This window comes from Streptantibioticus silvisoli, assembly GCF_027947535.2.
GTDB classification, from domain to species: domain Bacteria; phylum Actinomycetota; class Actinomycetes; order Streptomycetales; family Streptomycetaceae; genus Streptantibioticus_C; species Streptantibioticus_C silvisoli.
This window is the reverse complement of the sequence record NZ_JAAGKO020000013.1, coordinates 1-21,996: the sequence shown is the minus strand read 5'-3', so window position 1 is coordinate 21,996 and position 21,996 is coordinate 1. Positions and strand designations below refer to the sequence as shown.

Genomic DNA, 21,996 nt, shown 5'->3' with positions numbered 1-21,996 from the left:
CGCCGGGCGGTGCGGGGTTGCGGCGCGTGGGTCGGGCCGGGTCGCGCGGGCGGAGTTGGGCCGACGGGCCGAGGGCGCGGGGGCCGAGGGCGCACGGCTCAAGGTGAAGTCGCCGCACGGGGAGGGGAGTTCGGCGGCACCAGCGGGAGGCGCACGGCTCGGGCGCGAGGCCCCACGCCTCCGGTGAAGTCACCACACGGGCAACGGAGTTCAGCGGCACCGGCGCAAGGTCTTACGCCCCGGGGTGCGTTCACCGCGCACGGAGAGGGCGGGCGCCCGACCCCCGCCGGTCACCGGCGCCTACCGACGGCCCGCACCGTCATCCGTGGAGCCGCCGTCATCCGTGAAGCGACCATGCCCACTGGAGCCGTGGCCGGCCGGGCGGAACGCGCGGGCCCGGGTGAGTACCGCGTCGGCGGGCCACAAGTCCCGGGCGACGAGCGGCAGTCGGGAGCGCAGGCTCGTCCAGTGCGACGTCACCCGGTCCTCCACCTTCGCCTTTCACGGCGGGCGCTTGCGGGTGCCGGCCGGCCGCCGGGCCTCGCGGGCCCGTGTCGGTTCGGCGGAGGAGCGCCGTGACGGGGAGCGCCGCGTCTCGCGCTCGCCGTCGGAGGACGACCGGTGTTCCCTCGGAACCCGTCCGGTGGCCCTGCCCCGCGCGGAGTCCGCCTTCCGGCCCGCCGACCGCGCCTTCTCGCCCGCGGCACCGGCCCCCTTCTTCGCCGTGCTGCCGGCCCCCTCGGCCGCGTCGCCGGCCTTTCCGACGGCCTCGCCCGCCGCGTCCCCGGCCTGCTCACCGGCGCCCTTGGCGGCCTCACCGGCATCGCCGGCCACGTCCTGCGCCGCGTCCCCGGCGCCCTTCGCGGCCTCCCCCGCCCCGTCGCCGACGTCACCGGCGGCCTTCCCGGCCCCCTTGCCGGCCTCCCCGGCGGCCTCTCCCGCACCCTTGCCGACCTCACCGGCCGCCTGGCCCGCGCCCTCGCCGACGTCCTTGGTGGCTTCCCCGGCGCCCTCGCCGACGTTTTCCACCGCGTCGCCGGCACCCTCGCCGACGTTCTCCACCGCGTCGCCGGCACCCTCGCCGACGTTCTCCACGGCACCGCCCGCGCCCTTGCCGACGTCCTGCACGGCACCGCCGGCACCCTTGCCCACGTCCTCGACCGCGCCGCCCGCGCCCTTGCCGACGTCCTCGACGGCTCCGCGGGCGCCCTCGCCGATCTCGCCGACGGCGCGGCCCGCGCCGCTGCCGACCTGTTCCACGGCCTTGCCGGCGGAACGGGTGAGGTTCTCCAGGATCTGCGGATTGCGGTCGATCGTGGTGAGGACGCGGCCGAGGATGGCCGCGACGTTGTCGAGCCGGACCTTCAGCAGGGCCTGGACGTCGACGTCCTCGATGTCCAGCGTCACCCGCCCGAGGTCGACGTCGGCCCCCACGTTGAGCTTGAGCAGGTCGAGGACCTCTGCCTGGAGGGAGACCCGGGCGTGCAGGTCCTCCACCTCCAGCTCGATCTTGCCGATGTGCAGCGTGGGAACGTCCAGCAGCACGTCCGGCTCACCGCCACCCGCCCCCTTGCCGGTGCCGGCCTCGACGATCTCCCCCTCGGCGACCTCGTCGTCGTAGCCGTCCTCGTCGGACCCGCCGGAATCCTCGGACCCGTCCGAGTCGTAGGACTCGTAACCGTCGTCCTCGTCCTCGCCCTCGTCCTCGTCGGCGTCCTCGTCGTCCATGTCGTCGTCGGCGCCGGAATCCTCCGGTTCACCGGCGTCGTCGGCGTCCTCGGCGCCGTCGTCGTCCGTGTACTCGACGTCCTGGATGTCCTCGGGCTCTTCACGCTCGTCGGTCCGGGTGTCGTCCGCCATGTCACCCCTCAGCGTCCGCGCGGAATGTCGCACTTATCCCTTTACGGTAAGCCCGAGCCGCCATCCCCGCGTCCTGCGGGGGAACCGGTCACCGGCCGTGAGCGTCCGGCCGCCCGCCGCCGTCCCGCCGGGCGTGCCGGGTGGCGGCCGCGGGGCCCGCGGCGGGGCCGAACGGGCGGGCGGCGTGCCGGGCCGAGGCGGGCCGGCGGGCGGGGAGGTCGCTGGTGTCGGCGGCCGGGGTGGCCCGGAGCACGGAGGGCGGCCCGGTGACGGGCGGTACGTCGGCCCGGCCGGGGTCGCCGCCCTGGGCGAGCGGTGAGATGAACGCCAGCGCGGTCACGGTGAGCGCGGTGCCCACGGCGGCCGCGACCGCCGGAATCCGGCGGCGGCGCGAGCAACGGGCCGGGCGCGGCGGGACGGCCGCGGGGGCCGGCGGCAGATCGGGGGCCCCGCGCCGCCAGGTGCCGCCGTCGAACCAGTCGGCGACCTCACGGGCGGCCGGCCGTTCCGCGGGGTCCTTGGCGAGCATGCGCAGCACGTACGCGGCGAAGGCGCCGGGGATCTCGGGCCGCAGCGTGCACGGCGAGGCGGGGGTGTCCTCGACGTGCCGGCAGAGCACCGCCAGCGCGTGTTCGCCCTCGAACGGGGGCCGCCCGGTGAGCAGTTCGTACAGCGTGCAGCCCAACGAGTAGACGTCGGCCGGGGGTTCGGCGGGCCGGCCGAGGGCATTCTCCGGCGCGAGGTAGAGGCTGGTACCGCTGATCGCGGTGACCTGGCCGGTGGTGTCGCCGGACGGGCAGCGCGCGATGCCGAAGTCGGCGATCTTCACGGTGCCGTCGGGGGCCAGCAGCAGGTTGGCCGGCTTGATGTCGCGGTGCACGACGCCGTGCCGGTGGGCGGCGTCCAGTCCGGCCGCGGTCTGGCGGGCCACCGAGGCGGCCCGGTCCGGCGTGAGCGGCCCGTCCTCGTGCAGCGCCTCCGCCAGGCTGCGGCCCTCGACGAGTTCCATCACCAGGAAGCACTCGTCGTCGCAGACGCCGGCGTCGAAGACCGAGACCACGTGCGGATCGCTCAGCCGGGCGGCTATGCGGGCCTCGGCGTCGAAGCGGCTGTCCAGGTCCTCCCGGCCGGCGCCGGGCACCATCAGCTTGACCGCCACCGGCCGGCCCAGCCGCTCGTCCCAGGCCCGCCAGACCTCGCCCATGCCGCCGCGTCCCAGGGGTGCGTCGAGTCGGTAGCGTTCTGCCAGCATCACGGGAACGCGCCCCTTTCGCAGGACCCGGCGGCCGGCCGGGCGCCGGGCATGAGGGTTCGCCTGCCCAGAGAAGGGCTCTTTACCGCATGCTTACCGAGATTTCTCCGGCGAACGCGACCGAAAGCCCGTCAACACGGACCCGAGAACGCCCACTTCGACCGCAATCTCACCACCCGGGCCCCGGCTTCGGCTGCGCCCCGTCGGCCACCACGCCGCCTTCGGCCGCAACCCCGCGCCCCCGGCGATTCCGCACCCCCGGCCTCGGCTTCGTCCTCGGCCTCGGCTTCGGCTCGGGCTGCTTCGACACCGGCTTCCGCCTCGGCCTCGGTTTGGGCTACGACGCCGGCTTCCGCGTCCGCTCCGGCTCGCTGGAAACGCCGACGGCGCGGCCCCGGAGACCCGCTCCGAAGCCACGCCGTCGCCGTAACAGAACCCACGCCGTCACCGTGGCGGAACCCACGCGACCGGGCCACGCAGGCGTCAGGTGATCAGGCGGTCATGCGATCACCGTGCCACCACCGCGCCGCGCCCCCGCAGGCGCCCGCGGCCGGTTACCGGAAACCGGCGATGCCGCGCGGGGTGTAGTGCTCCTCCAGCTGGGCGGTCTCCTCGGCGGTGAGGGTGAGGCCGACGGAGGCGACCGCGTCGTCGAGGTGTTGCTGCTTGGTGGCGCCGACGATGGGCGCGCTCACCCCGGGACGGCCCAGCAGCCAGGCCAGCGCGACCTGGGCGCGGGAGACGCCGCGGGCCTCGGCGACGGCGGTGACCGCGTCGACGATGTGCCGGTCACGTTCCTGGTAGAGCGACTTGCCGAACTCGTCCGTCTCGCTGCGGGCGCTGGTGGCGTCCCAGTCGCGGGTGAGCCGGCCGCGGGCCAGCGGGCTCCACGGGATGACGCCGACGCCCTGGTCCCGGCAGAGCGGCAGCATCTCGCGCTCCTCCTCGCGGTAGAGGAGGTTGTAGTGGTTCTGCATGGTGACGAACTTCGTCCAGCCGTGCGCCTCGGCGGTGTACTGCGCCTTGGAGAACTGCCAGGCGTACATCGAACTGGCGCCGAGGTAGCGGGCCTTGCCGGCCTTGACGACGTCGTGCAGCGCCTCCATCGTCTCCTCGACGGGGACGTTGTCGTCCCAGCGGTGGATCTGGTAGAGGTCCACGTAGTCGGTGCCGAGGCGGCGCAGGCTGTTGTCGATCTCGGCCATGATCGCCTTGCGGGACAGGCCGGCGCCGTTGGGACCGGGCCGCATGCGGCTGTGGACCTTGGTGGCGAGCACGATCTCGTCACGGCGGGCGTAGTCGGCCAGGGCGCGGCCGACGATCTCCTCGCTGGTGCCGTCCGAGTAGACGTTGGCGGTGTCGAAGAAGTTGACGCCCGCCTCCAGGGCACGCCGGATGAAGGGGCGGCTTTCCTCCTCCTCCAGCGACCACGGGTGGTTGCCGCGGGACTTGAGGCCGTAGCTCATGCACCCCAGGCAGATCCGCGACACGTCCAGGCCGGTCCGGCCCAGCTTCACATAGTCCATGGACTCTTCCAGCTTCCGGTCAGGCGTTCTCGTGCAGGGTGGAGATGTCGATGACGAAGCGGTACCGCACGTCACTGGCCATAACGCGCTCGTACGCCTCGTTGATCCCGTCGGCGGCGATGACCTCGATCTCGGCGCCGAAGCCGTGCTCGGCGCAGAAGTCGAGCATCTCCTGGGTCTGCCGGATGCCGCCGATGCTGGAGCCGGCGAGGCTGCGGCGCAGGCGGAGCAGGGAGAAGTACCCGAAGGTACCGGGGGCCTCCGGGGCGCCGACGTTGACCATGGTGCCGTCCAGGCCGAGCAGGCCAAGGTAGGCGTCCACGTCGAGGTTGGCCGAGACGGTGTTGACGATCAGGTCGAAGGTGCCGGCCAGTTCGGTGAAGGTCGCCGGGTCGCTGGTGGCGTGGAAGTGGTCAGCGCCCAGGCGCAGGCCGTCCTCCTTCTTGTTCAGGGTCTGGCTGAGCACGGTGGTCTCGGCGCCGAGGGCGTGCGCGATCTTGACGCCCATGTGGCCCAGGCCGCCCATGCCGACGATGGCGACGCGCTTGCCGGGACCGGCGTTCCAGTGCTTGAGCGGCGAGTAGAGCGTGATGCCGGCGCACAGCAGCGGGGCGGCGACGTCCAGCGACAGGCCCTCGGGGATGCGCAGCGTGTAGTTCTCGTCGACGACTATGTGGGTGCTGTAGCCGCCGTAGGTGGGCTGCCCGTCCTTGCCGGTGCCGTTGTACGTGGAGACCCCGCCCTTGAGGCAGTACTGCTCCTCGCCGGCCAGGCAGTGGGCGCACTCGCGGCAGGAGTCGACGAAGCAGCCGACGCCGGCCCGGTCGCCGACGGCGAACTTCGTGACGCCGGAGCCGACCTCGGTGATGACGCCGGCGATCTCGTGGCCGGGGACCATCGGGAAGGTGCCCTCGAACCACTCGTCGCGGGCCTGGTGGATGTCGGAGTGGCAGATGCCGGCGTACTTGATCTCGATCAGCACGTCGTGCTCGCCGACCGGGCGGCGCGGCACGGTGGTCCGCTCCAGCGGGGCCTTCGGCTTGGGCGCGGCGTAGGCGACGACGTCGGTGATGCTCATCGTGGGAACGTCTCCTTCAGCGGGACGGCTTCTGCGGTGACGGCCCCGGCGGCTGCCGGACGGCCCGCGGGCGACCGGGCGACGTCCCGCCGGGGCGGTTCGCCTCAAGATCGTCCACTCCTCAAGTATCCGCGCGGGGCCGACGTCCCCGGAGGGCCGAGAGGGGGCCTGACAGACCCAGGATGGCTACCGACTGTCGCTTTACGATCACTTCCCTGCCAACTTCTGACCGTTTCGGCTCACCTTTGACCGCAAGCTCGTCGGCCATCCCGACCGGCCACCGCGGTCGGCCACCGCAGTCGGCCACCGCAGCCTGTCGCCTCGGCCGGCCCCGCCGCCCCCGCCCCGCGAACGCCCCCGCGAACGCCGCGGCCCCCGCCCGGCGGTGGACGCCGGACGGGGGCCGCGGTGCGCGGTGCGCGCGGTTACTGGTTGAGGGCGAGGGCCTGGAGGCGGTCGATGGCGCCGTCGAAGTAGTCCTGGTCACCGGGGAAGGTGCCGGAGTCGGCGTACTGCCAGAAGGTCCAGGCGGCCCAGCCGGCCGGCAGCGTGCCGACCGTGCCGTTGTAGTCGGCGACGAACAGCGGGTTGGTGGCGGAGAAGGCCGAGCTGTTGCCGGTGCAGGTGGTCCACCAGTCGGTGGTGGAGTAGATCGTGGGGTACCGCCCGGTGCGGGCGAGGACCTCGTTGCTGAAGGCGGCGATCCAGCTGACCATGTCGGCCTGGCTGAGGTCGTAGCACTCGTCGCCGTACGGGTTGTACTCGATGTCCAGCATGGGCGGCAGCGTCTTGCCGTCCGCGGACCAGCCGCCGCCGTTGCTGACGAAGTAGTCGGCCTGGGCGGCGCCGCCGGAGGTGTTGGGCGTCGCGAAGTGGTAGGCGCCGCGGATCATGCCGGCGTTGTAGGACCCGTTGTACTGCTGGCTGAAGTCCGGGTTGGTGTACGAGGTGCCCTCGGTGGCCTTGACGTAGGCGAACTGCCCGCCGTTGGCGGCGGCGGTGGCCCAGTCGACGGCGCCCTGGTAGGCGCTGACGTCCATGCCGGAGACGGTGGCGTCGAGCGGCTTGACGGCCGCCGCGGGGCGCAGGGCGGCACCGGGGTCGTGCGCCGGCACCGTGGAGCCGAGCCAGTCCAGCTCCGGGTGGGTGACCTTGGCGGCAGCGGCGGCCTGGGCGGCGGTCTGCCCGGCCGGGTGCGTCACCGGATGCGCGGTGGGGAGCGCGGCCGGGGCGGCGCTCGCGGTGCCGGGCAGCGCGAGGACGGCCGACGCGACGGCGAGCAGGGCGCCGGCGGCGGTGGCGAGGCGGGCCGTACGGGATCTGTGCCGGGCGGTTTCGCGGGCGATTTCGCGAGTGGTGGACATGGCGGACTCCAGGGCGTGGGGGGATCTCTGGACGCCAATTTGACGCGGCCATGTCATATTGGCACGTCAACGGGGCGCTCCAGCAACCTAACGGTGAGTATCGGCGTCCCGGAAGAGCCCCGGCCGCCGCCGTTGGTCTACACCACTGTCGTCGGCCCCCCAACAGCGCGATCCGGCTCCCGGCGGCGGAAACTTTCCGCCATGGCGACGAACGGACACCCGCCCGCCCGGGCCGAGTTGACCGCCCGATGACCTTTTCCCGACCAGGTCATCGCCGAACGGGCCGATGAGTGCGGAGAGCGAGGCGGGGCGCCGGACGGTGGGTGACGCACCCGGGGGACGGGTGCCGGACGCGAGCACGTGGACACCGGCGACGGAGGGCGGGCGACGCCGTGCCGCCGGTCCGCCCGGCGCGGGACCCGGCCTCCGGCGCCGAGTGCTCGCGTCCGCGCCCGTGTCCGCCGGCCCCCGCCGGGGTCGCCCCCGCGGCACCGCCACCCCTCCCCGGCATGCCCCCGAGCGGCGCGGCACCCCCTTCCGCCACCGGCTCCCCCGCCGGCTCCGCCACCCGCTCCCCCGCGTTCCGCCACCCGCTCCCCGCGGGCCGTCCTTGCCCGCCTCACCCCGGCGACCTACGATCTTCCCCGACCCGACCTGCCCGATCAGGGGCCCGGCGCGGCACGGCGGACGACGCGGACCCGCGAACGGCGACAGCGGCGTCCTGCGTCCGGCGCCCCCAGCGAGGAGCCCGCCCGCCATGCCCGTCACCGACGTGACCTCCCTCATCGACTTCGACTCGCTGCTGGACGACGAGGAACGCCTCATCCGTTCCACCGTCCGCGACTTCGTCGACGACAAGGTGCGCCCGCACATCGCGGAGTGGTTCGAAGCGGGCACCTCGCCACGTGAACTCGCCCCGGAACTCGGCCGGTTGGGCCTGCTCGGCATGCACCTGACCGGCTACGGCTGCACCGGTTCGTCCGCCGTCGCCTACGGTCTGGCCTGCCTGGAGCTGGAGGCCGGCGACAGCGGGCTGCGCAGCCTGGTGTCGGTGCAGGGGTCACTGGCGATGTACTCGATCTGGAAGTACGGCTCCGAGGAGCAGAAGCAGGAGTGGCTGCCGCGGATGGCGGCCGGCGAGGCGATCGGCTGCTTCGGGCTGACCGAGCCGGACTTCGGTTCCAACCCGGCCGGCATGCGCACCCGCGCCGAGCGCGACGGCGACGACTGGGTGCTGACCGGCAACAAGATGTGGATCACCAACGGCAGCGCCGCCGACATCGCCACGGTGTGGGCCCGTACCGAGGACGGCATCCGCGGCTTCCTGGTGCCGCGCGGCACCGCCGGCTTCACCACCTCCGACGTGCACCGCAAGCTGTCACTGCGGGCCTCGACCACCTCCGAGCTCACCCTGGACGGCGTCCGGCTGCCGTCCTCCGCGATGCTGCCGCAGGCCCGCGGGCTGTCCGGGCCGCTGGGCTGCCTGAACGAGGCGCGGTTCGGCATCGTCTTCGGCGCGATGGGCGCCGCCCGCGACTGCCTGGACGCCACGCTGGCCTACGCCGGCGCCCGCACCCAGTTCGACCGGCCCATCGCCGGCTTCCAGCTGACCCAGGCCAAGCTGGCCGACATGTCCGTCGAGCTGTCCAAGGGCCTGCTGCTCGCCCTGCACCTCGGCCGCCTGAAGGACGCCGGCCGGCTGCGCCCCGAGCAGGTCAGCGTCGGCAAGCTGAACAACGTCCGCGAGGCCATGGAGATCGCCCGCACCTGCCGCACGATCCTCGGCGGCGCCGGCATCACCTTGGACTACCCGGTGCTGCGGCACGCCAACAACCTGGAGTCGGTCCTGACCTACGAGGGCACCAGCGAGGTCCACCAGCTCGCGATCGGCCAGGCCCTCACCGGCATCTCCGCCTACCGCTGACGCCCCCGCCCGGCCCCGGCTCCCCCGCCGGGGCTCCGGGAGGGGCGGCCGCCACCCCGCGTCCACCGCGCCACCCGGCGTACCGGCGAGGGCTCACCGCGCGCCGACCCGGCTTGGCGATGGGCGAAAAGGGTACACAGGGGACATGGTGACGGTGGGCGTGGAGGAGGAGTACCTGCTGCTGGACGCCGACACCGGATCGCCGGTGTCGCGCGGCGCGCACGTGCGCGGTCTGCCGGCGCTGGCGCCGATGGTCCGGTGCGGCGAGGTCGACGCCGAGCTGCTCCAGGCCCAGCTGGAGGTCGCCACCCCGGTCTGCGGCGCCCTCGCCGAGGTCGACGCCCACCTGCGGCGGCTGCGCGCGGCGCTCGGCGAGGCGGTGGCCGGCGCCGGCTGCCGGATCGCGGCCAGCGGCACCGCCCCGCGGCTGGGCCAGTCGCACGTCACCGCCGAACCGCGCTACCTGGCCATGTGGGCCGACGCGCCGCAGCTCGTGGTCGAGCAGCTGATCAACGGCATGCACGTGCACGTGGCCGTGCCGGACCCGGACAGCGCGGTCGCCGCGCTCAACCGGCTGCGGCCGTGGCTGCCGGTCCTGGTGGCGATGGCCGCCAACTCCCCGTTCTGGGACGGGCGCGACACCGGGTTCGCCAGCTGGCGCACCGTGGTCTTCGGCCGCTGGCCGGTCAGCGGGCCGCCGCCGGTCTTCGCCGGTGCCCGCGACTACGCCGAGCGCACCGGGCGGCTGCTGGCCACCGGCGTCATACGGGACCTGGGCCAGATCTACTGGCAGGCGCGGCTGTCGCAGCGGTATCCGACGCTGGAGGTGCGGGCGCTGGACGTGCAGCTGTGCCCGCGCGAGGCGGTGACCTTCGCCGGCCTGGTCCGCGCCCTGGTCGTCGCCGCGCTGACCGACGCGCGCGCGGGCGTCCCCGGCGCCGACGTGCCGGGCGAACTGCTGACCGCCGCGAACTGGCGTGCCGCCCGCCACGGCCTCGGCGGCACCCTGGTCAGTCCGCTCGACGGCACCCTGCGACCGGCCGCCGAGGTGGTCATCGCGCTGGTCGACCACGTCACGCCGGCCCTGAAGACCACCGGGGACCTGGACCGCGTCACCGAGGGCGTCGACCGCCTGCTGCGGGAGGGCACCGGCGCCCACCAGCAGCGCGCGGCGTTCGCGGCCGGCGGACGGGCCGGGCTGCTGGACCTGCTGGGCGCGGGCTGCCCGCCGGCGTAGGACGCGCCCGAAGACCGCGCGGGAGGTGCCCGGAGGCCGCGCCGCGCGGGACGCGCCCGAAGGCGGCCCGGGCGGCGGGGCACCGATCGGTGGAGACACCGGCACCGGGCGGTTCGTGGCGCCAGGTCATGGCACCGGGCGGCCGGGCACAGGCGCCGGGGCAGCTGTGCCCGTCCGCCCAGGACGCGCGCACGGCGGATCAGGTCAGTCGTGGGACCGGATGAAGTGGCCGGCCGCCTCCTCCACCCGGTGGGCCAGGGCGACGTCGCGTGAGGTGATGCCGCCGGCCGAGTGGGTGGAGAGCGCGAAGGTCAGCTTTCCGTACCGGATGTCCACGTCGGGATGGTGGTCGAGCTTCTGCGCCTCGGTGACCACCTTGTCGACGATGCGTGCCGCGGTGCGGAAGTCGTAGGTGTCCATGGTCCTGGTCAGGGCACCGCCGGCGCGGTGCCAGTCCGGCAGATCGGCCATCGCCGCGTCGATCTCGCCGGTGGTCAGCAGTTCGTCCGCCATGTTGTCGCTCCCTCGGTCGCCGAAGCCCCTCCTGCCGTTCCGGGTGCCCGCACGGCACGGTGGCTAACACCCGGCCGCCGTGACCTGCGGTGACGGCCGGGGTCAGGGCTGTCCGGCGGCCGCGATCCGCTCGGCGGCCGGCACCGGTCCCGGCGCGGTGCCGTCACCGAACGGGCGCCCGCCGAGGTCCTCGCGGCCGTGCGGGGTCAGCCAGCCGGACAGGTCCGGGCCGGCGGGCAGGATGCCGGTGGGGTTGATGCCGGTGTGGACCAGGTAGTAGTGCCGCTTGATGTGGTCGAAGTCGACCGTGTCGCCGAAGCCCGGGGTCTGGTAGAGGTCGCGGGCGTAGGCCCACAGCACCGGGTCCTCGGTGAGCTTGTTGCGGTTGCACTTGAAGTGGCCGTGGTAGACCGCGTCGAACCGCACGAGGGTGGTGAAGGCCCGGATGTCGGCCTCGGTGATGGTCTCCCCCACCAGGTAGCGCCGGTCGGCGAGCCGGGCGGACATCAGGTCCATGCGGTGGAAGACGTCGCGGTAGGCGTCCTCGTAGTCCTGCTGGGTGGTGGCGAAGCCGGCCCGGTAGACGCCGTTGTTCAGCTGCCGGTAGACGCCGTCGATGACCTCGTCGATCTCGTCGCGCAACGGCTCCGGGTACAGGTCGGGGGCGCCGGGGCGGTGCAGCGCGGTCCACTCGGTGGCGAGGTCGAGGGTGAGGCGCTGGTAGTCGTTGGTGACCAGCTGCCCGCTGGGCACGTCGACGACGGCGGGCACGCTGACGCCGCCGGGGTAGCCGCTCTGCCGGGCGTCGTACGCCTCGGACAGGTGGTGGATGCCGAGCACCGGGTCGCGGTCGCCGGGGTCGAGGGTGAACCGCCAGCTGCGGTCGTCCTGGATGGGGTCGGCGACGGCCAGCGACAGGGCGTCCTCCAGGCCGAGCAGGCGGCGCGAGACCAGGGCGCGGCTGGCCCACGGGCAGGCGCGGGAGACGACCAGCCGGTAGCGGCCGGCCTCCACCGGCCAGCCGTCACGGCCGTCGGCGGTGATCCGGTCGGCGAAGTGGCTGCGGGAGCGCTGGAAGCCCTTGCGGCCGTACTCGCTGTTGCCGTCGGAGCCGGTCTCGTCCCGCCGGGCGGGGGTCGCTGCTGATCGCGTCATCCCCTACCGGTACCCGTTCACCCCGGTCCGTACCGCGTGCGGGCACGGACCGGGGTGAACGTCCGGTCATGGATCGGACGGGGATCGGACCGGGATCGGGGGCGGCGTCAGACCAGCTTCCACAGGTGGTCGGCGCTGCCGTTGTCGGTGTACTGGGTGACCTGGGCGCTGTCCGCGGTGGACATGCCCGAGACCGCCAGGACCTTGCCGGAGTTCTTGTTGACGATCTTGGTCCAGCCGCCGCCGGCGTCGACCAGGGTCCACAGGTGGTCCGCGGAGCCGTTGTCGTTGTACTGCTGGACGGCGGCACCGTCGGCGGTGGACTGGTTGTTGACGGCGAGCAGCTTGCCGGAGTTGCGGTTGTAGATCTTGACGGTGCCGTCACCGTTGTCGACCACGGTCCACAGGTGGTCGTTGGTGCCGTTGTCGGTGTACTGGGTGACGTTGGCGCTGTCGGCGATCGACTGGTTGGAGACGGCCAGGACCTTGCCGGAGTTCTGGTTCTGGATCTTCTTCCAGGCGGCGGACTGGGCGGCGGCCGGCAGCAGCAGGGAGAACATGCCGCCGATGACCGGGCGGTTGGTGAAGCCCTGCTGGGCGCCGGAGGCGACGACGTACCAGTCGGAGAACGGCACCCGCTGCGGGGTGGTGTTGGCGAAGCCGTAGACGCCGTTGACCAGGGTGTCGCGGGTGGTGGGCTGGTCGGCGAGCCAGGCGGCGGTCCACATCTCCCAGTCGGCCTTGGTGTAGTCGTTGCGCGGGTCGAGCAGCACGCCGTAGGTGCCGGCCTGCGACTGGTACCAGTTGGCCTCCATGTACGCCACGCCCAGCGGCACCAGGCCCAGGCCCAGCAGCCGGTCGGGGAAGCCGTTGTACTTCAGGCTCCAGGTGCCGTCCTGGTCGTAGGCGAGCTTCATGTGCTGGCCGGTGGAGTCCAGGCCCTTGGTGACCCACTGGCTGATGTAGCCGCGGGCGACCCCCAGGTAGTGGGCGGCGTCGGCGGTGTTGCCGGCCGCCGCGGCGACCAGGCTCATCGCGCCGATGCCGATGATGCCCTTGAGCGCGAGGTTGACGCTGTGCGCGATGAAGCCGGTGAAGTCGTCGGTCTGGTTCTGCAGGCCGGGGTCGAGGGCGTTGCCGACCAGGTAGTCCGCCCACTGCTTGAGGATCGTGTAGTGCGCGGTGGCGAACGACGACCCGGCCGAGGCGGACAGCCGCTGGACGACGGCCGCCGTCATGATCAGCATGTTGGCCGACTCCTCGACCGGCATGTCCTCCTCGTTGCCGTCGTTGTGGCCGGCGGCGTTGGGGTAGCTGGACCCCAGGTCGTGCTCGGCGAACGTCTTGGGCCAGCCGCCGGTCTCCGCGTAGGCCAGCATCGGCTCCAGCAGCAGTTGCAGGTAGCTGGGGGCCAGGTAGAGGTAGGCGGGGAAGCCGGGGTAGGTGACGTCGATGGTGGAGACGTTGCCGTCGGAGGAGATCTCCTTCAAGAACGCCCAGGCCGTGCCGGAGTGGTCGACCAGTTCGGTGCCGCCGACCGCCTGGCGCAGCGCGAGCGCGCACACCGCGGCGTAGTGGTCGCCGGTGGTGCCGCCGCCGACCGCGTTGGAGGCGTCGGAGGCGATCTTGGCGTCCAGGGCGTTGGCGGCCGACAGCGCCGAGGCGAAGTCGGAGTTGAACCAGTCGAGCATCGCCGGCCAGGTGCTCCAGTACGTGGTCCACCAGGGGTTGAGGTCGGCGCCGAGGTAGCTGACGGCCGGGGTGCGCACGTGGCCGATGGTGACCCGGAAGGCGGCGGAGGCCGACGAGGTCACGGTGCCGAGGTTCTGCGAAAGGGCGAAAACCGGCCAGTTGTTGTTGATGGCGCGCGGCTGGGCGGTGTCGTTGGTGCCGGCCAGCGCGCCGTTGGTGGCGAACGCGGTGCGCACCACGGTGTCCTGGCCGGTCTGCCAGCTGACGCCGGTGGCGGTGGGGGCGGCGAGGACCAGCGAACCCCAGGACGCCTGGTCGCCGTTCTCCTGGAGCACGCCGGGGGTGGCCGGCTGGCAGCTGAGGGCGGTCATGCTGCCGGTCGTCTGCTGGCTCCAGGTCACCTGGGTGCTGCTGTCGCCGTGCACCCACTCCGCGGAGGCGTCGAGGTAGACGGCGACCGTGTGGTTCTTGCCGTCGTTGGCCGCCGCGGTGACCGTCACGTAGCTCATCGGGACCGACTGGCGCTGGAGGTTGCCGGGGTCGACCGGGGACAGGAAGGAGACGGTGAGGGTGACGCCGCCGCCGGTGAGGGTGTACGTCGACTGGGTGGCGGTGATCTTCAGCGCGGTCTGCGTCATCGTGGTCAGCGCCGGTCCGCCGGGCAGCGAGGGCGCCCCGGCGAACAGGTACGGCGTGCCGTCGATGCGGGCCAGGCCGCACAGCGCGGTGGTGCGGCCGTTCCAGAACGCGGGCCAGCTGCCGGCCAGGTTGTCGCCGGGCAGATAGGTCGACAGGTACATCGAGCGGACCGACAGCGGGGTGGCCGGCGGGCGCAGCGGGCTGAAGGTGGAGGCGGCGGGCACCGCGCCGGGCCGGGAGGCGGCGAAGGCGGCACCGGAGGTCAGCCAGCCGGAGGTGGCGGCCGCGGCGGTGGCGACACCGCCCCAGCGCAGCAGGTCGCGCCGGGAGACGGGGGCCGCGGGCCGTTCGCGGTCAGCGTGAGGAGGCACGGGAGGTTCCTTCCGGTGGGGAGGCGCAAGGAGAAAGGACGCGGGGTGCGTGCGGACGCGTCGGGCCGGCCCGGCGGCGTGAAGTCACCCCGGGGTGCCGCGGACGGAGCCGTTAACAACGTTGTAATGGTCATTGAGGCACCGGTGGGGCCGACCGTCAAGGGGCTGCGGGCCAGCCGGTCATCGCGACCCCGGGGGCCGGCCGGGCGACCCGGAACCGATCGTCCGGTCGATGCGGCCGGCATCGTTTCAGCTCGCGAACGATGTGGAAGCTGTCCCCTCGCATGTCTTGACACGCCCGTTCGGATGCTGCCTGAATGTCCCCGTTCCATCGTTGGAATTTCTTACCCCTTGGCATCGTGAGGACGTGATCGGCACATGAACGCGGTTATCCGGACCAGAGCCCTTCCCGCCGCGGTCCTGGCCGCTGCTGTGTGCCTGGGCGCGACGGCGTGCACCAAGACCGACAGCGCCAGTTCGAGCCCGTCGCCCACCGCGACCAACTCCGCGGCGGCCCAGCAGGTCGCCTCGTCCGGGTCCTCGGGCCCGGCGTGCACGTACAGCTCCTACGCGGGCGGCGTGCCCAAGCTGAACCTGACCGACGGCAAGACGATCGTCGGCTTCTCGCAGTCGGAGTCGACCAGCAACCCGTTCCGGGCGACCGAGACCAAGACCATCGCGGACGAGGCCAAGCGGCTGGGCATCAAGCTGATCCAGCGCAACGCCAACGCGGACGTCAACGCGCAGAACTCGCAGATCCAGGACATGATCGCGCAGGGTGCCAAGGTGCTGATCGTGGCGCCGGAGGACTCCGCCGGCCTGGGCCCGGCGCTGAGCGAGGCGAAGGCCAAGAAGATCCCGGTGCTGACCATCGACCGCACCGCGGTCGGCAAGGCGTGCACCGACTTCATCTCCTTCATCGGCTCGAACTTCTACGGTCAGGCGCAGATAGCCGCCGACGACCTGGCGGGCGCCACCGGTGGTTCGGCCAAGGTGGCGGTGCTGACCGGTACGCCGGGCAACGACGTCTCCACCGACCGCACGAAGGGCTTCAACGACCGGATCAAGGCGAAGTACCCGAAGCTGAAGGTGATCGCCTCGCAGACCGCCAACTTCGACCAGACCGACGGCCAGAAGGTCATGGAGCAGCTGCTCCAGAGCCACCCGGACATCACCGCGGTCTACGCGGAGAACGACGAGATGGCGCTCGGCGCGCTCCAGGCGATCCGCTCGGCGGGCAAGACCCCGGGCAAGGACATCAAGGTCGTCTCGATCGACGGCACCCAGCAGGTCGTGCAGGGCGTCGCCGACGGCCAGGTGGTGGCCGACGTGGAGACCAACCCGCGCTTCGGGCCGCTGGCCTTCCAGTCGCTGGAGAACTTCTACTCCACCAAGGGCGTGTCCTCCGACGTGATCATCAAGGACTCGCACTTCACCAGCGCCAACGCCAAGCAGGCGCTGTCGCAGGGCCTGGTGTACTGACCGCGCGGAAGACGGACCGCCCGGACACCCTTTCGCGGGGTGTCCGGGCGGTGTGCGAAGGAGGCAGCACGTGATCCCCACTCAGGCCCCGGCCCCGGACGGCGAGCCCGTCCTGGAGGTCGTCGGGGCCGGCAAGACGTTCGCGGGGGTGCACGCCCTGCGGGACGTGAGCCTGAGCCTGCGGCCCGGTGAGGTGCACGCGCTCATCGGCGAGAACGGCGCGGGCAAGTCCACGCTGATCAAGGTGATGACCGGGGTGCACCGGCCGGACACCGGCACGGTGACGCTGGCCGGCCGGACGGTGGCGTTCACCACCCCGCTGGAGGCGCAGGCCGCCGGGATCTCCACGATCTACCAGGAGGTCAACCTCATCCCGCTGATGTCGGTGGCCCGCAACCTCTTCCTGGGCCGCGAGCCGCGCCGCTTCGGCGTGGTCGACACCCGCGCGATGAACCGGCAGGCGGCGCAGATCCTGCGCGGCTACGGCGTCGAGTCCGACGTCAGCCGGCCGCTGCACACGCTGGGGCTGGGCGCGCAGCAGATGGTGGCGCTGGCCCGGGCGGTGCGGATCGACGCGCGGGTGGTCATCATGGACGAGCCGACCTCGTCGCTGGAGCCGCGCGAGGTCGAGACGCTGTTCTCCGTCATCCGCGACCTGCGCTCCAAGGGCGTCGCGGTGGTCTACGTCAGCCACCGGCTCGACGAGCTGTACGCGATCTGCGACCGGGTGACCGTGATGCGGGACGGCGCGGTGGTGCACACCGGTGAACTCGCGGGCCTGGAACGGCTGAAGCTGATCTCGCTGATGCTGGGCCGCGAGATGTCGGAGGTCCGGCGGGAGGGCGCCACCGCGTTCGCCGCCGACGGCCACGACCGGCAGGAGGACCAACCGATCCTGGAAGCACGGGATCTGGCGGTACGTCACAAGGTCAACGGTGTCTCGCTGTCGATCCGGCCCGGTGAAGTAGTGGGCCTGGGCGGCCTGTTGGGCTCCGGGCGCAGCGAGACGGCCAAGGCGGTGGTCGGCGCGATCGCCACCGAGGGCGGCACGGTGTCGGTGGCGGGCACCGCCATGACCCGTCGCTCGCCGGCCGCCGCGATCCGCGCCGGGGTGGTGATGCTGGCCGAGGACCGCAAGGCGGAGGGCATCATCCCGAGCCTGTCGGTGCGGGAGAACATCGTGCTGGCGGCGCTGCCGCGGCTGTCGCGGGGCGGGATCGTCTCCACCGCGCGGCAGGACGAGGTCGTCACGTACTTCATGGAGCGGCTGGGCATCAAGGCGTCCGGCCCGGAACAGCGGGTCAGCGACCTGTCCGGCGGCAACCAGCAGAAGGTCCTGCTGGCCCGCTGGCTGTGCATGAACCCCAAGGTGCTGCTGCTGGACGAGCCGACCCGCGGCATCGACGTCGGGGCCAAGGCCGAAGTGCAGTCGCTGGTGGACGAGTTGGCGCGGGAAGGACTGGGCGTGCTGCTGATCTCCTCGGAGTTGGAGGAGCTGATCGAGGGGTCGGACCGGGTCGTGGTGCTCAAGGACGGCGCGGTCGTCGGCCATCTGGAGGGCGACGGGGTGACCGAGCAGGCGCTGCTGGCGGCGCTGGCCAGCTCCGGTGCGGACGGTGCCGACGGCGATGTGCCGGGCGCCGACGGCGATGTGTCCGGTGCCGACGGCGACGCCTCCCGGGCGGAGGAGACGCGATGAGCGCCACCACGGTGAGCGGCCGGCTGCCGCAGAAGGCCCGCGTGCTGAAGGACATCCAGAACTACGGCGTCTACCTGGCGCTGGTGGTGCTGATCGTCGTCGCGGTCGCGCTCAACACCTCGTTCCTGTCGGCGAGCAACCTGCGCGTCCAGCTGTTCCAGCTGTCGCCCACGCTGCTGGTGGCCCTCGGCATGGCCCTGGTCATCGGCACCGAGGGCATCGACCTGTCGGTGGGCGCCACCATCGCACTGTCGGCGGCCGTGCTGCCGCTGTACCTGGGCTACGGCCTGGGCGCCGCGCTGGCGCTGGCGCTGCTGATCGGCGCGGTGGCCGGCGCGATCGGCGGCTCCATGGTGGCGTTCGCCCGGGTCCAGCCGATCGTGGCGACGCTGTCGCTGATGATCGGACTGCGCGGGGTGGCCGAGCTGATCAACGGTGACGCGGCCAAGCCGGTGACCGCCCAGTCCCTGCTGTCGCTCGGCGGCAACAGCGCGGCCGGGGTGCCGTGGATGGCGTGGGTGGCGATCGTGGCCGCCGCGGTGGTCGCGGTGGTCATGCGGCGCACCACCTTCGGCCGCCAGCTGGTCGCCATCGGCGACAACCGGCAGGCGGCCCGGCTGGCCGGCCTGCCGGTGCGCCGGGTGCTGGTCACCGTCTACGTGATCTCCGGCATCCTGGCCGCGCTGGCCGGCGTGCTGGTCGTCGGGCACGGCGCCGAGGCCGACCCGGCCAACCAGGGCCTGAACATGGAACTGGACGCCATCACCGCGGTCGTGGTCGGCGGCACCCCGCTGAGCGGCGGCCGGGTGCGGGTGCTGGGCACGGTGGCCGGCGCGCTGTTCATGCAGCTCATCAGCGCCGTCCTGACCCAGCACGACGTCCACACCTCCTACACCCAGATCATCGAGGCGGCCATCATCTGCGGCGCCGTGTACGTCTCCCGGGAGCGTGGTAGCCGATGAGTTCCACCGCGGTACGCGACCAGGCGGGCCCGAAGACGCCCGGTCCCGACGGCACCGGCCGGGGCGAACGGCTGGCGGCCCTGGTCCAGAAGCGCGGCGCACCCATCGTGCTGCTGGTGGTCGTCGTGGTGGCCTCCATCGCCTCCCCCGGCTTCGCCGACTGGGCCAACGTCAGCGGGGTGCTGGGCGGCAACGCGTTCGTGTGGCTGCTGGCGCTGGGCATGACGTTCGTGATCACCACCGGCGGCATCGACCTGTCGGTGGGTTCGATGTACGCGCTGGGCGGGGTGCTGGCGGCCGACGGGTCGCGGGCCGGCTCCTGGGCGGCGGTCCTGCTGCCGCTGGCGGTCGGCGCGGCCTGGGGCACGGTCCAGGGCATGCTGGTGGCCCGGGCCAGGATGGCACCGTTCATCGTGAGCCTGGCCGGCCTGCTGGGCGTGCGCGGGGTGCTCCAGGCGATCACCAACGAGGGGTCGACCACGTATCTGGTGCCGGCCGGCTCCTGGGCCCGCAAGCTGGGCGAGGGCACCTGGACCCCGGTGCTGATCGTGGCGGCGCTGTTCGTGCTGGGCGGGCTGCTGCTGACCCGCACCCGGTTCGGCGCCACCCTCACCGCGATCGGCGGCAACGAGAACGCGGCGGTGCTGATGGGGCTGCCGGTGGCCCGCGCCAAGGTCTACGTCTACGTGCTGTCCGGCTCGCTGGCGGGCCTGGCCGGCGCGCTGGGCGGCCTGCGGCTCGGCTCCGGGGTCACCACGATCGGCGTCGGCTACGAGCTGACCGCGATCGCCTCGGTGGTCATCGGCGGCACCCTGCTGACCGGCGGTTACGGCACGGTGGGCGGCACGGTCTGCGGTGTGCTGCTGCTGGCGGTGCTGCACAACCTGATCGACCACTACTTCTCGTCGTACGGCTCGGCGTTCACCGACGCGGTCAACGGCGCGTTCCTGGCCCTGGTGGTGCTGTCGCAGACGCTGCTGGGACGGGCGCGGCACGTGGAGTGACGTGGGGGCGCACGCGTCGCCGGCGGCCGCCGGGGGATCACCCCCGGCGGCTGCTTTCGCGTTCCACCAGGCGGAAACCGGGCTGGACCAGCCGGCGCGGGGCGTCGTCGCCGTTGGCGATCCGGTCGAGCAGCGCCTCGACGGCGGCCTCCGCTATGCCGGCCTTGTCCGGGGCGACCGTGGTGAGCGAGGGGACCGCGTACTCGGCCTCCTCGGTGTCGTCGAAGCCGGCCAGCGCGATGTCGTCCGGCACCCGTACCCCGGCCTCGTGCAGCGCGCGCAGGGCGCCGAGCGCCATCAGGTCGTTGAAGCAGAAGACCGCGTCGGGCGGTTCGGGCAACGCCAGCAGTTCGCGCATCGCCCGGGCGCCGTCCGGCCGGAAGTAGGCGCCGACCGGCGGGAAGAGCGCCGGGTCGACCGGCAGCCCGGCGGCCCGCAGCGCCTGGGAGTACCCCAGCAGCCGCTGCTGGGCGGTGGCCCGCGGGGCCGGGTCCTGCCAGCCGACGGCGGCGATGCGCCGGCGGCCCTGGTCGATCAGGTGGCGGGTGGCGGTCCGGGCGGCGGCGACGTTGTCGATGTGCACGTGGTCGCAGACCAGTCCGAAGTCGGCCTCACCGAGCAGCACCAGCGGGATCGGGCGGCTGCGGGCGGCCAGTTCGGCCTGGTCCAGGCCGAGCGGGCTGAGGATGACGCCGTCGATGAGCGGGTCGCCGAGTCCGGAGGCGATGCGCAGTTCGGCACCGGGGTCCCCGGCGGTGTCGTCCATCAGCACCGTGCAGCCGTGCCGGCGGGCGGCCTGGATGACCTCGACGGCCAGTTCGGCGAAGTACGGCGACGGCAGTTCGGGAAACGCCAGCGCGATGACGCCGCTGCGGCCGGAACGCAGCCGGCGGGCCATCATGTTGGGCTGGTATCCGAGGGCGTCGATGGCCCGCTGCACGCGCTGCCGGGTGTCGTCGGCGACGTGCTCGAAGCCGTTGACCACGTTGGAGACGGTCTTCACCGACACGCCCGCCGCCTGAGCGACGTCCTTGAGCCGCGGCGCGGGAGCCCCGCCCGGGCGTCCTGCCATCGCCACCCGCATCCGCCTTCCAGCCACCGGGCGGCGCCGCCCGGACCGGGTGGGGGCGGCGGCCGGTGTCCGTCACGCGCCCGGTCCGGCCCCAGTGTTCGTTTACAACGTTAGAATAGCGCACGACCGGCCATTACGGCAGGGCCGCCGGCTCGGCGGGGACCTCCAGCGGATCACCGCCGCGCGCGACCCGGTCCAGCACCTGCGCCGGGGTGAACCACAGCGCCCGCGCGTCCCGGCAGCCGGCCACCTCCTCCCACGTCACCGGTGCGGCGACGCGGGGCGCGTCGAGAAGCCGCAGGGTGTAGGGCGCGGCGGTGGTCTTGGCGGAGGCGTTCTGCGACCAGTCGATGAAGACCTTGCCGCTGCGGGCGGCCTTGGCCATGGTGGCGGTGGCCCGGCGCGGGTGGCGCGACTCCAGGCGGCCGGCCAGCCGGCGGGCGTACCCGCGCACCGCCTCCTCGCCGGCCGGGACCAGCCGGACGTACAGGTGCATCCCCTTGGAGCCGGAGACCACCGGCTGGGCGGTCAGGCCGTCGGCGGCCAGCTCCTCGCGCAGCGCCTCGGCGATCCGGCAGCACTCGGGCAGGCCGGCGCCCGGTCCGGGGTCGAGGTCGAGGACCAGCCGGTCGTGGGCCTGCGGACCGGCGGCGACCGTCCACTGCGGCACGTGGACCTCCCAGGCGCCGAGGTTGGCCATGGCCAGCAGGGTCGCCGCGTCGTCGACCATCACGTGCGGCGCCGGGCCCTCGCTGGAGGCGATCTCGGCCACCGGCACCCACTCGGGCATACCGGGCGGCGGGTTCTTGGCGTACCAGCGCTGGCCGCCCGGCCCCTCGGGCGCCCGGACGAACGACGCGGGCCGCCCGGCGGTGTGCGGCAGCAGGACCGGCGCGATCCGCGCGTAGTAGTCGAGCGCGGCGGCCTTGGTCAGCCCGGTGGCCGGAAACAGCACCTTGGACAGGTGGGACAGCACCAGCCGCCGCCCCTCGAACTCCACGGCCTGCCGGTCGGCACCGCCGGACGCCTGCGGCACGTCAGCGGGCGGCCGCGACGGACCGCGGCCGCGTCGGGGCGGGGGTGCGGGGGGTGGGGTTGGTGTTGCGGTGGGCGGAGTGGGGGACGTCGGCGCTGCGGAGGCTGGCGTGGCGGGCGGGGGTGCGGTG

General features: G+C 73.2%; 16 protein-coding genes. 6 read left to right on the top strand and 10 right to left on the bottom strand.

What is annotated here, in order from left to right; genetic code table 11:
- Nucleotides 1-501: 501 nt before the first annotated feature.
- The 5 genes from POF43_RS34860 to POF43_RS11515 all read right to left on the bottom strand — a co-directional run bounded on the left by POF43_RS34860 (nucleotide 502) and on the right by POF43_RS11515 (nucleotide 7,080).
- Nucleotides 502-1,860 (bottom strand): hypothetical protein, encoded by a 1,359-nt coding sequence (locus tag POF43_RS34860; RefSeq protein WP_308217734.1) that lies wholly within the window; start codon nucleotides 1,858-1,860, stop codon nucleotides 502-504.
- 88 nt (nucleotides 1,861-1,948) lie between these two features.
- On the bottom strand, nucleotides 1,949-3,112 hold the full coding sequence (locus POF43_RS11530; protein WP_271325048.1) for a serine/threonine-protein kinase: 1,164 nt from the start codon (nucleotides 3,110-3,112) through the stop codon (nucleotides 1,949-1,951).
- Between the two features lie 554 nt (nucleotides 3,113-3,666).
- Nucleotides 3,667-4,638: an aldo/keto reductase gene (locus POF43_RS11525; RefSeq protein ID WP_271325047.1), complete on the bottom strand. Its 972-nt coding sequence runs from the start codon at nucleotides 4,636-4,638 to the stop codon at nucleotides 3,667-3,669.
- A gap of 19 nt (nucleotides 4,639-4,657) precedes the next feature.
- Nucleotides 4,658-5,716 carry an NAD(P)-dependent alcohol dehydrogenase gene (locus POF43_RS11520; RefSeq protein WP_271317234.1) on the bottom strand — a complete coding sequence of 353 codons (1,059 nt, stop codon included), beginning with the start codon at nucleotides 5,714-5,716 and terminating at the stop codon, nucleotides 4,658-4,660.
- Between the two features lie 425 nt (nucleotides 5,717-6,141).
- Nucleotides 6,142-7,080 carry a lysozyme gene (locus POF43_RS11515; RefSeq protein WP_271325953.1) on the bottom strand — a complete coding sequence of 313 codons (939 nt, stop codon included), beginning with the start codon at nucleotides 7,078-7,080 and terminating at the stop codon, nucleotides 6,142-6,144.
- Between the two features lie 757 nt (nucleotides 7,081-7,837).
- Here POF43_RS11515 and POF43_RS11510 point away from each other — a divergent pair.
- Entirely contained in the window at nucleotides 7,838-9,004 is a 1,167-nt protein-coding gene (locus POF43_RS11510) for an acyl-CoA dehydrogenase family protein (protein ID WP_271318700.1), read from the top strand.
- A 145-nt stretch (nucleotides 9,005-9,149) separates the two neighbouring features.
- Nucleotides 9,150-10,241: a carboxylate-amine ligase gene (locus POF43_RS11505; RefSeq protein ID WP_271314632.1), complete on the top strand. Its 1,092-nt coding sequence runs from the start codon at nucleotides 9,150-9,152 to the stop codon at nucleotides 10,239-10,241.
- 204 nt (nucleotides 10,242-10,445) lie between these two features.
- Here the strand turns inward: POF43_RS11505 and POF43_RS11500 are convergent, their stop codons facing one another.
- The 3 genes from POF43_RS11500 to POF43_RS11490 form a co-directional block, all read right to left on the bottom strand.
- Nucleotides 10,446-10,754 (bottom strand): 4a-hydroxytetrahydrobiopterin dehydratase, encoded by a 309-nt coding sequence (locus tag POF43_RS11500; RefSeq protein WP_271314633.1) that lies wholly within the window; start codon nucleotides 10,752-10,754, stop codon nucleotides 10,446-10,448.
- A gap of 102 nt (nucleotides 10,755-10,856) precedes the next feature.
- The gene (locus tag POF43_RS11495; protein WP_271323500.1) at nucleotides 10,857-11,909 is read right to left on the bottom strand and encodes a glutathione S-transferase family protein; all 1,053 of its coding nucleotides are present in this window, start codon (nucleotides 11,907-11,909) and stop codon (nucleotides 10,857-10,859) included.
- Between the two features lie 107 nt (nucleotides 11,910-12,016).
- Nucleotides 12,017-14,611: a glutaminase domain-containing protein gene (locus POF43_RS11490; RefSeq protein WP_271323501.1), complete on the bottom strand. Its 2,595-nt coding sequence runs from the start codon at nucleotides 14,609-14,611 to the stop codon at nucleotides 12,017-12,019.
- A gap of 378 nt (nucleotides 14,612-14,989) precedes the next feature.
- On the opposite strand from POF43_RS11490, the gene POF43_RS11485 reads away from it, so the two are divergent.
- The 4 genes from POF43_RS11485 (at nucleotide 14,990) to POF43_RS11470 (ending at nucleotide 19,758) form a co-directional block, all read left to right on the top strand.
- A complete protein-coding gene (locus tag POF43_RS11485; RefSeq protein WP_271314636.1) occupies nucleotides 14,990-16,093 on the top strand; it encodes an ABC transporter substrate-binding protein in 1,104 nt (367 codons plus the stop codon).
- A 70-nt stretch (nucleotides 16,094-16,163) separates the two neighbouring features.
- A complete protein-coding gene (locus tag POF43_RS11480) occupies nucleotides 16,164-17,792 on the top strand; it encodes a sugar ABC transporter ATP-binding protein (RefSeq protein WP_372515965.1) in 1,629 nt (542 codons plus the stop codon).
- Complete coding sequence (locus POF43_RS11475; protein WP_271314637.1) at nucleotides 17,789-18,754, top strand: ABC transporter permease; 966 nt, start codon at nucleotides 17,789-17,791, stop codon at nucleotides 18,752-18,754. The genes POF43_RS11480 and POF43_RS11475 overlap by 4 nt, the downstream gene beginning before the upstream one ends.
- The gene (locus tag POF43_RS11470; protein ID WP_271314638.1) at nucleotides 18,751-19,758 is read left to right on the top strand and encodes an ABC transporter permease; all 1,008 of its coding nucleotides are present in this window, start codon (nucleotides 18,751-18,753) and stop codon (nucleotides 19,756-19,758) included. Before POF43_RS11475 ends, POF43_RS11470 begins: the two co-directional genes overlap by 4 nt.
- A 37-nt stretch (nucleotides 19,759-19,795) precedes the next feature.
- Here the strand turns inward: POF43_RS11470 and POF43_RS11465 are convergent, their stop codons facing one another.
- Nucleotides 19,796-20,830, bottom strand: coding sequence for a LacI family DNA-binding transcriptional regulator (locus POF43_RS11465; protein WP_271314639.1), 1,035 nt, complete (start codon nucleotides 20,828-20,830; stop codon nucleotides 19,796-19,798).
- Nucleotides 20,831-20,963: 133 nt separating this feature from the next.
- The gene (ligD, locus tag POF43_RS11460; RefSeq protein ID WP_271323503.1) at nucleotides 20,964-21,866 is read right to left on the bottom strand and encodes a non-homologous end-joining DNA ligase; all 903 of its coding nucleotides are present in this window, start codon (nucleotides 21,864-21,866) and stop codon (nucleotides 20,964-20,966) included.
- Between the last annotated feature and the right edge of the window lie 130 nt (nucleotides 21,867-21,996).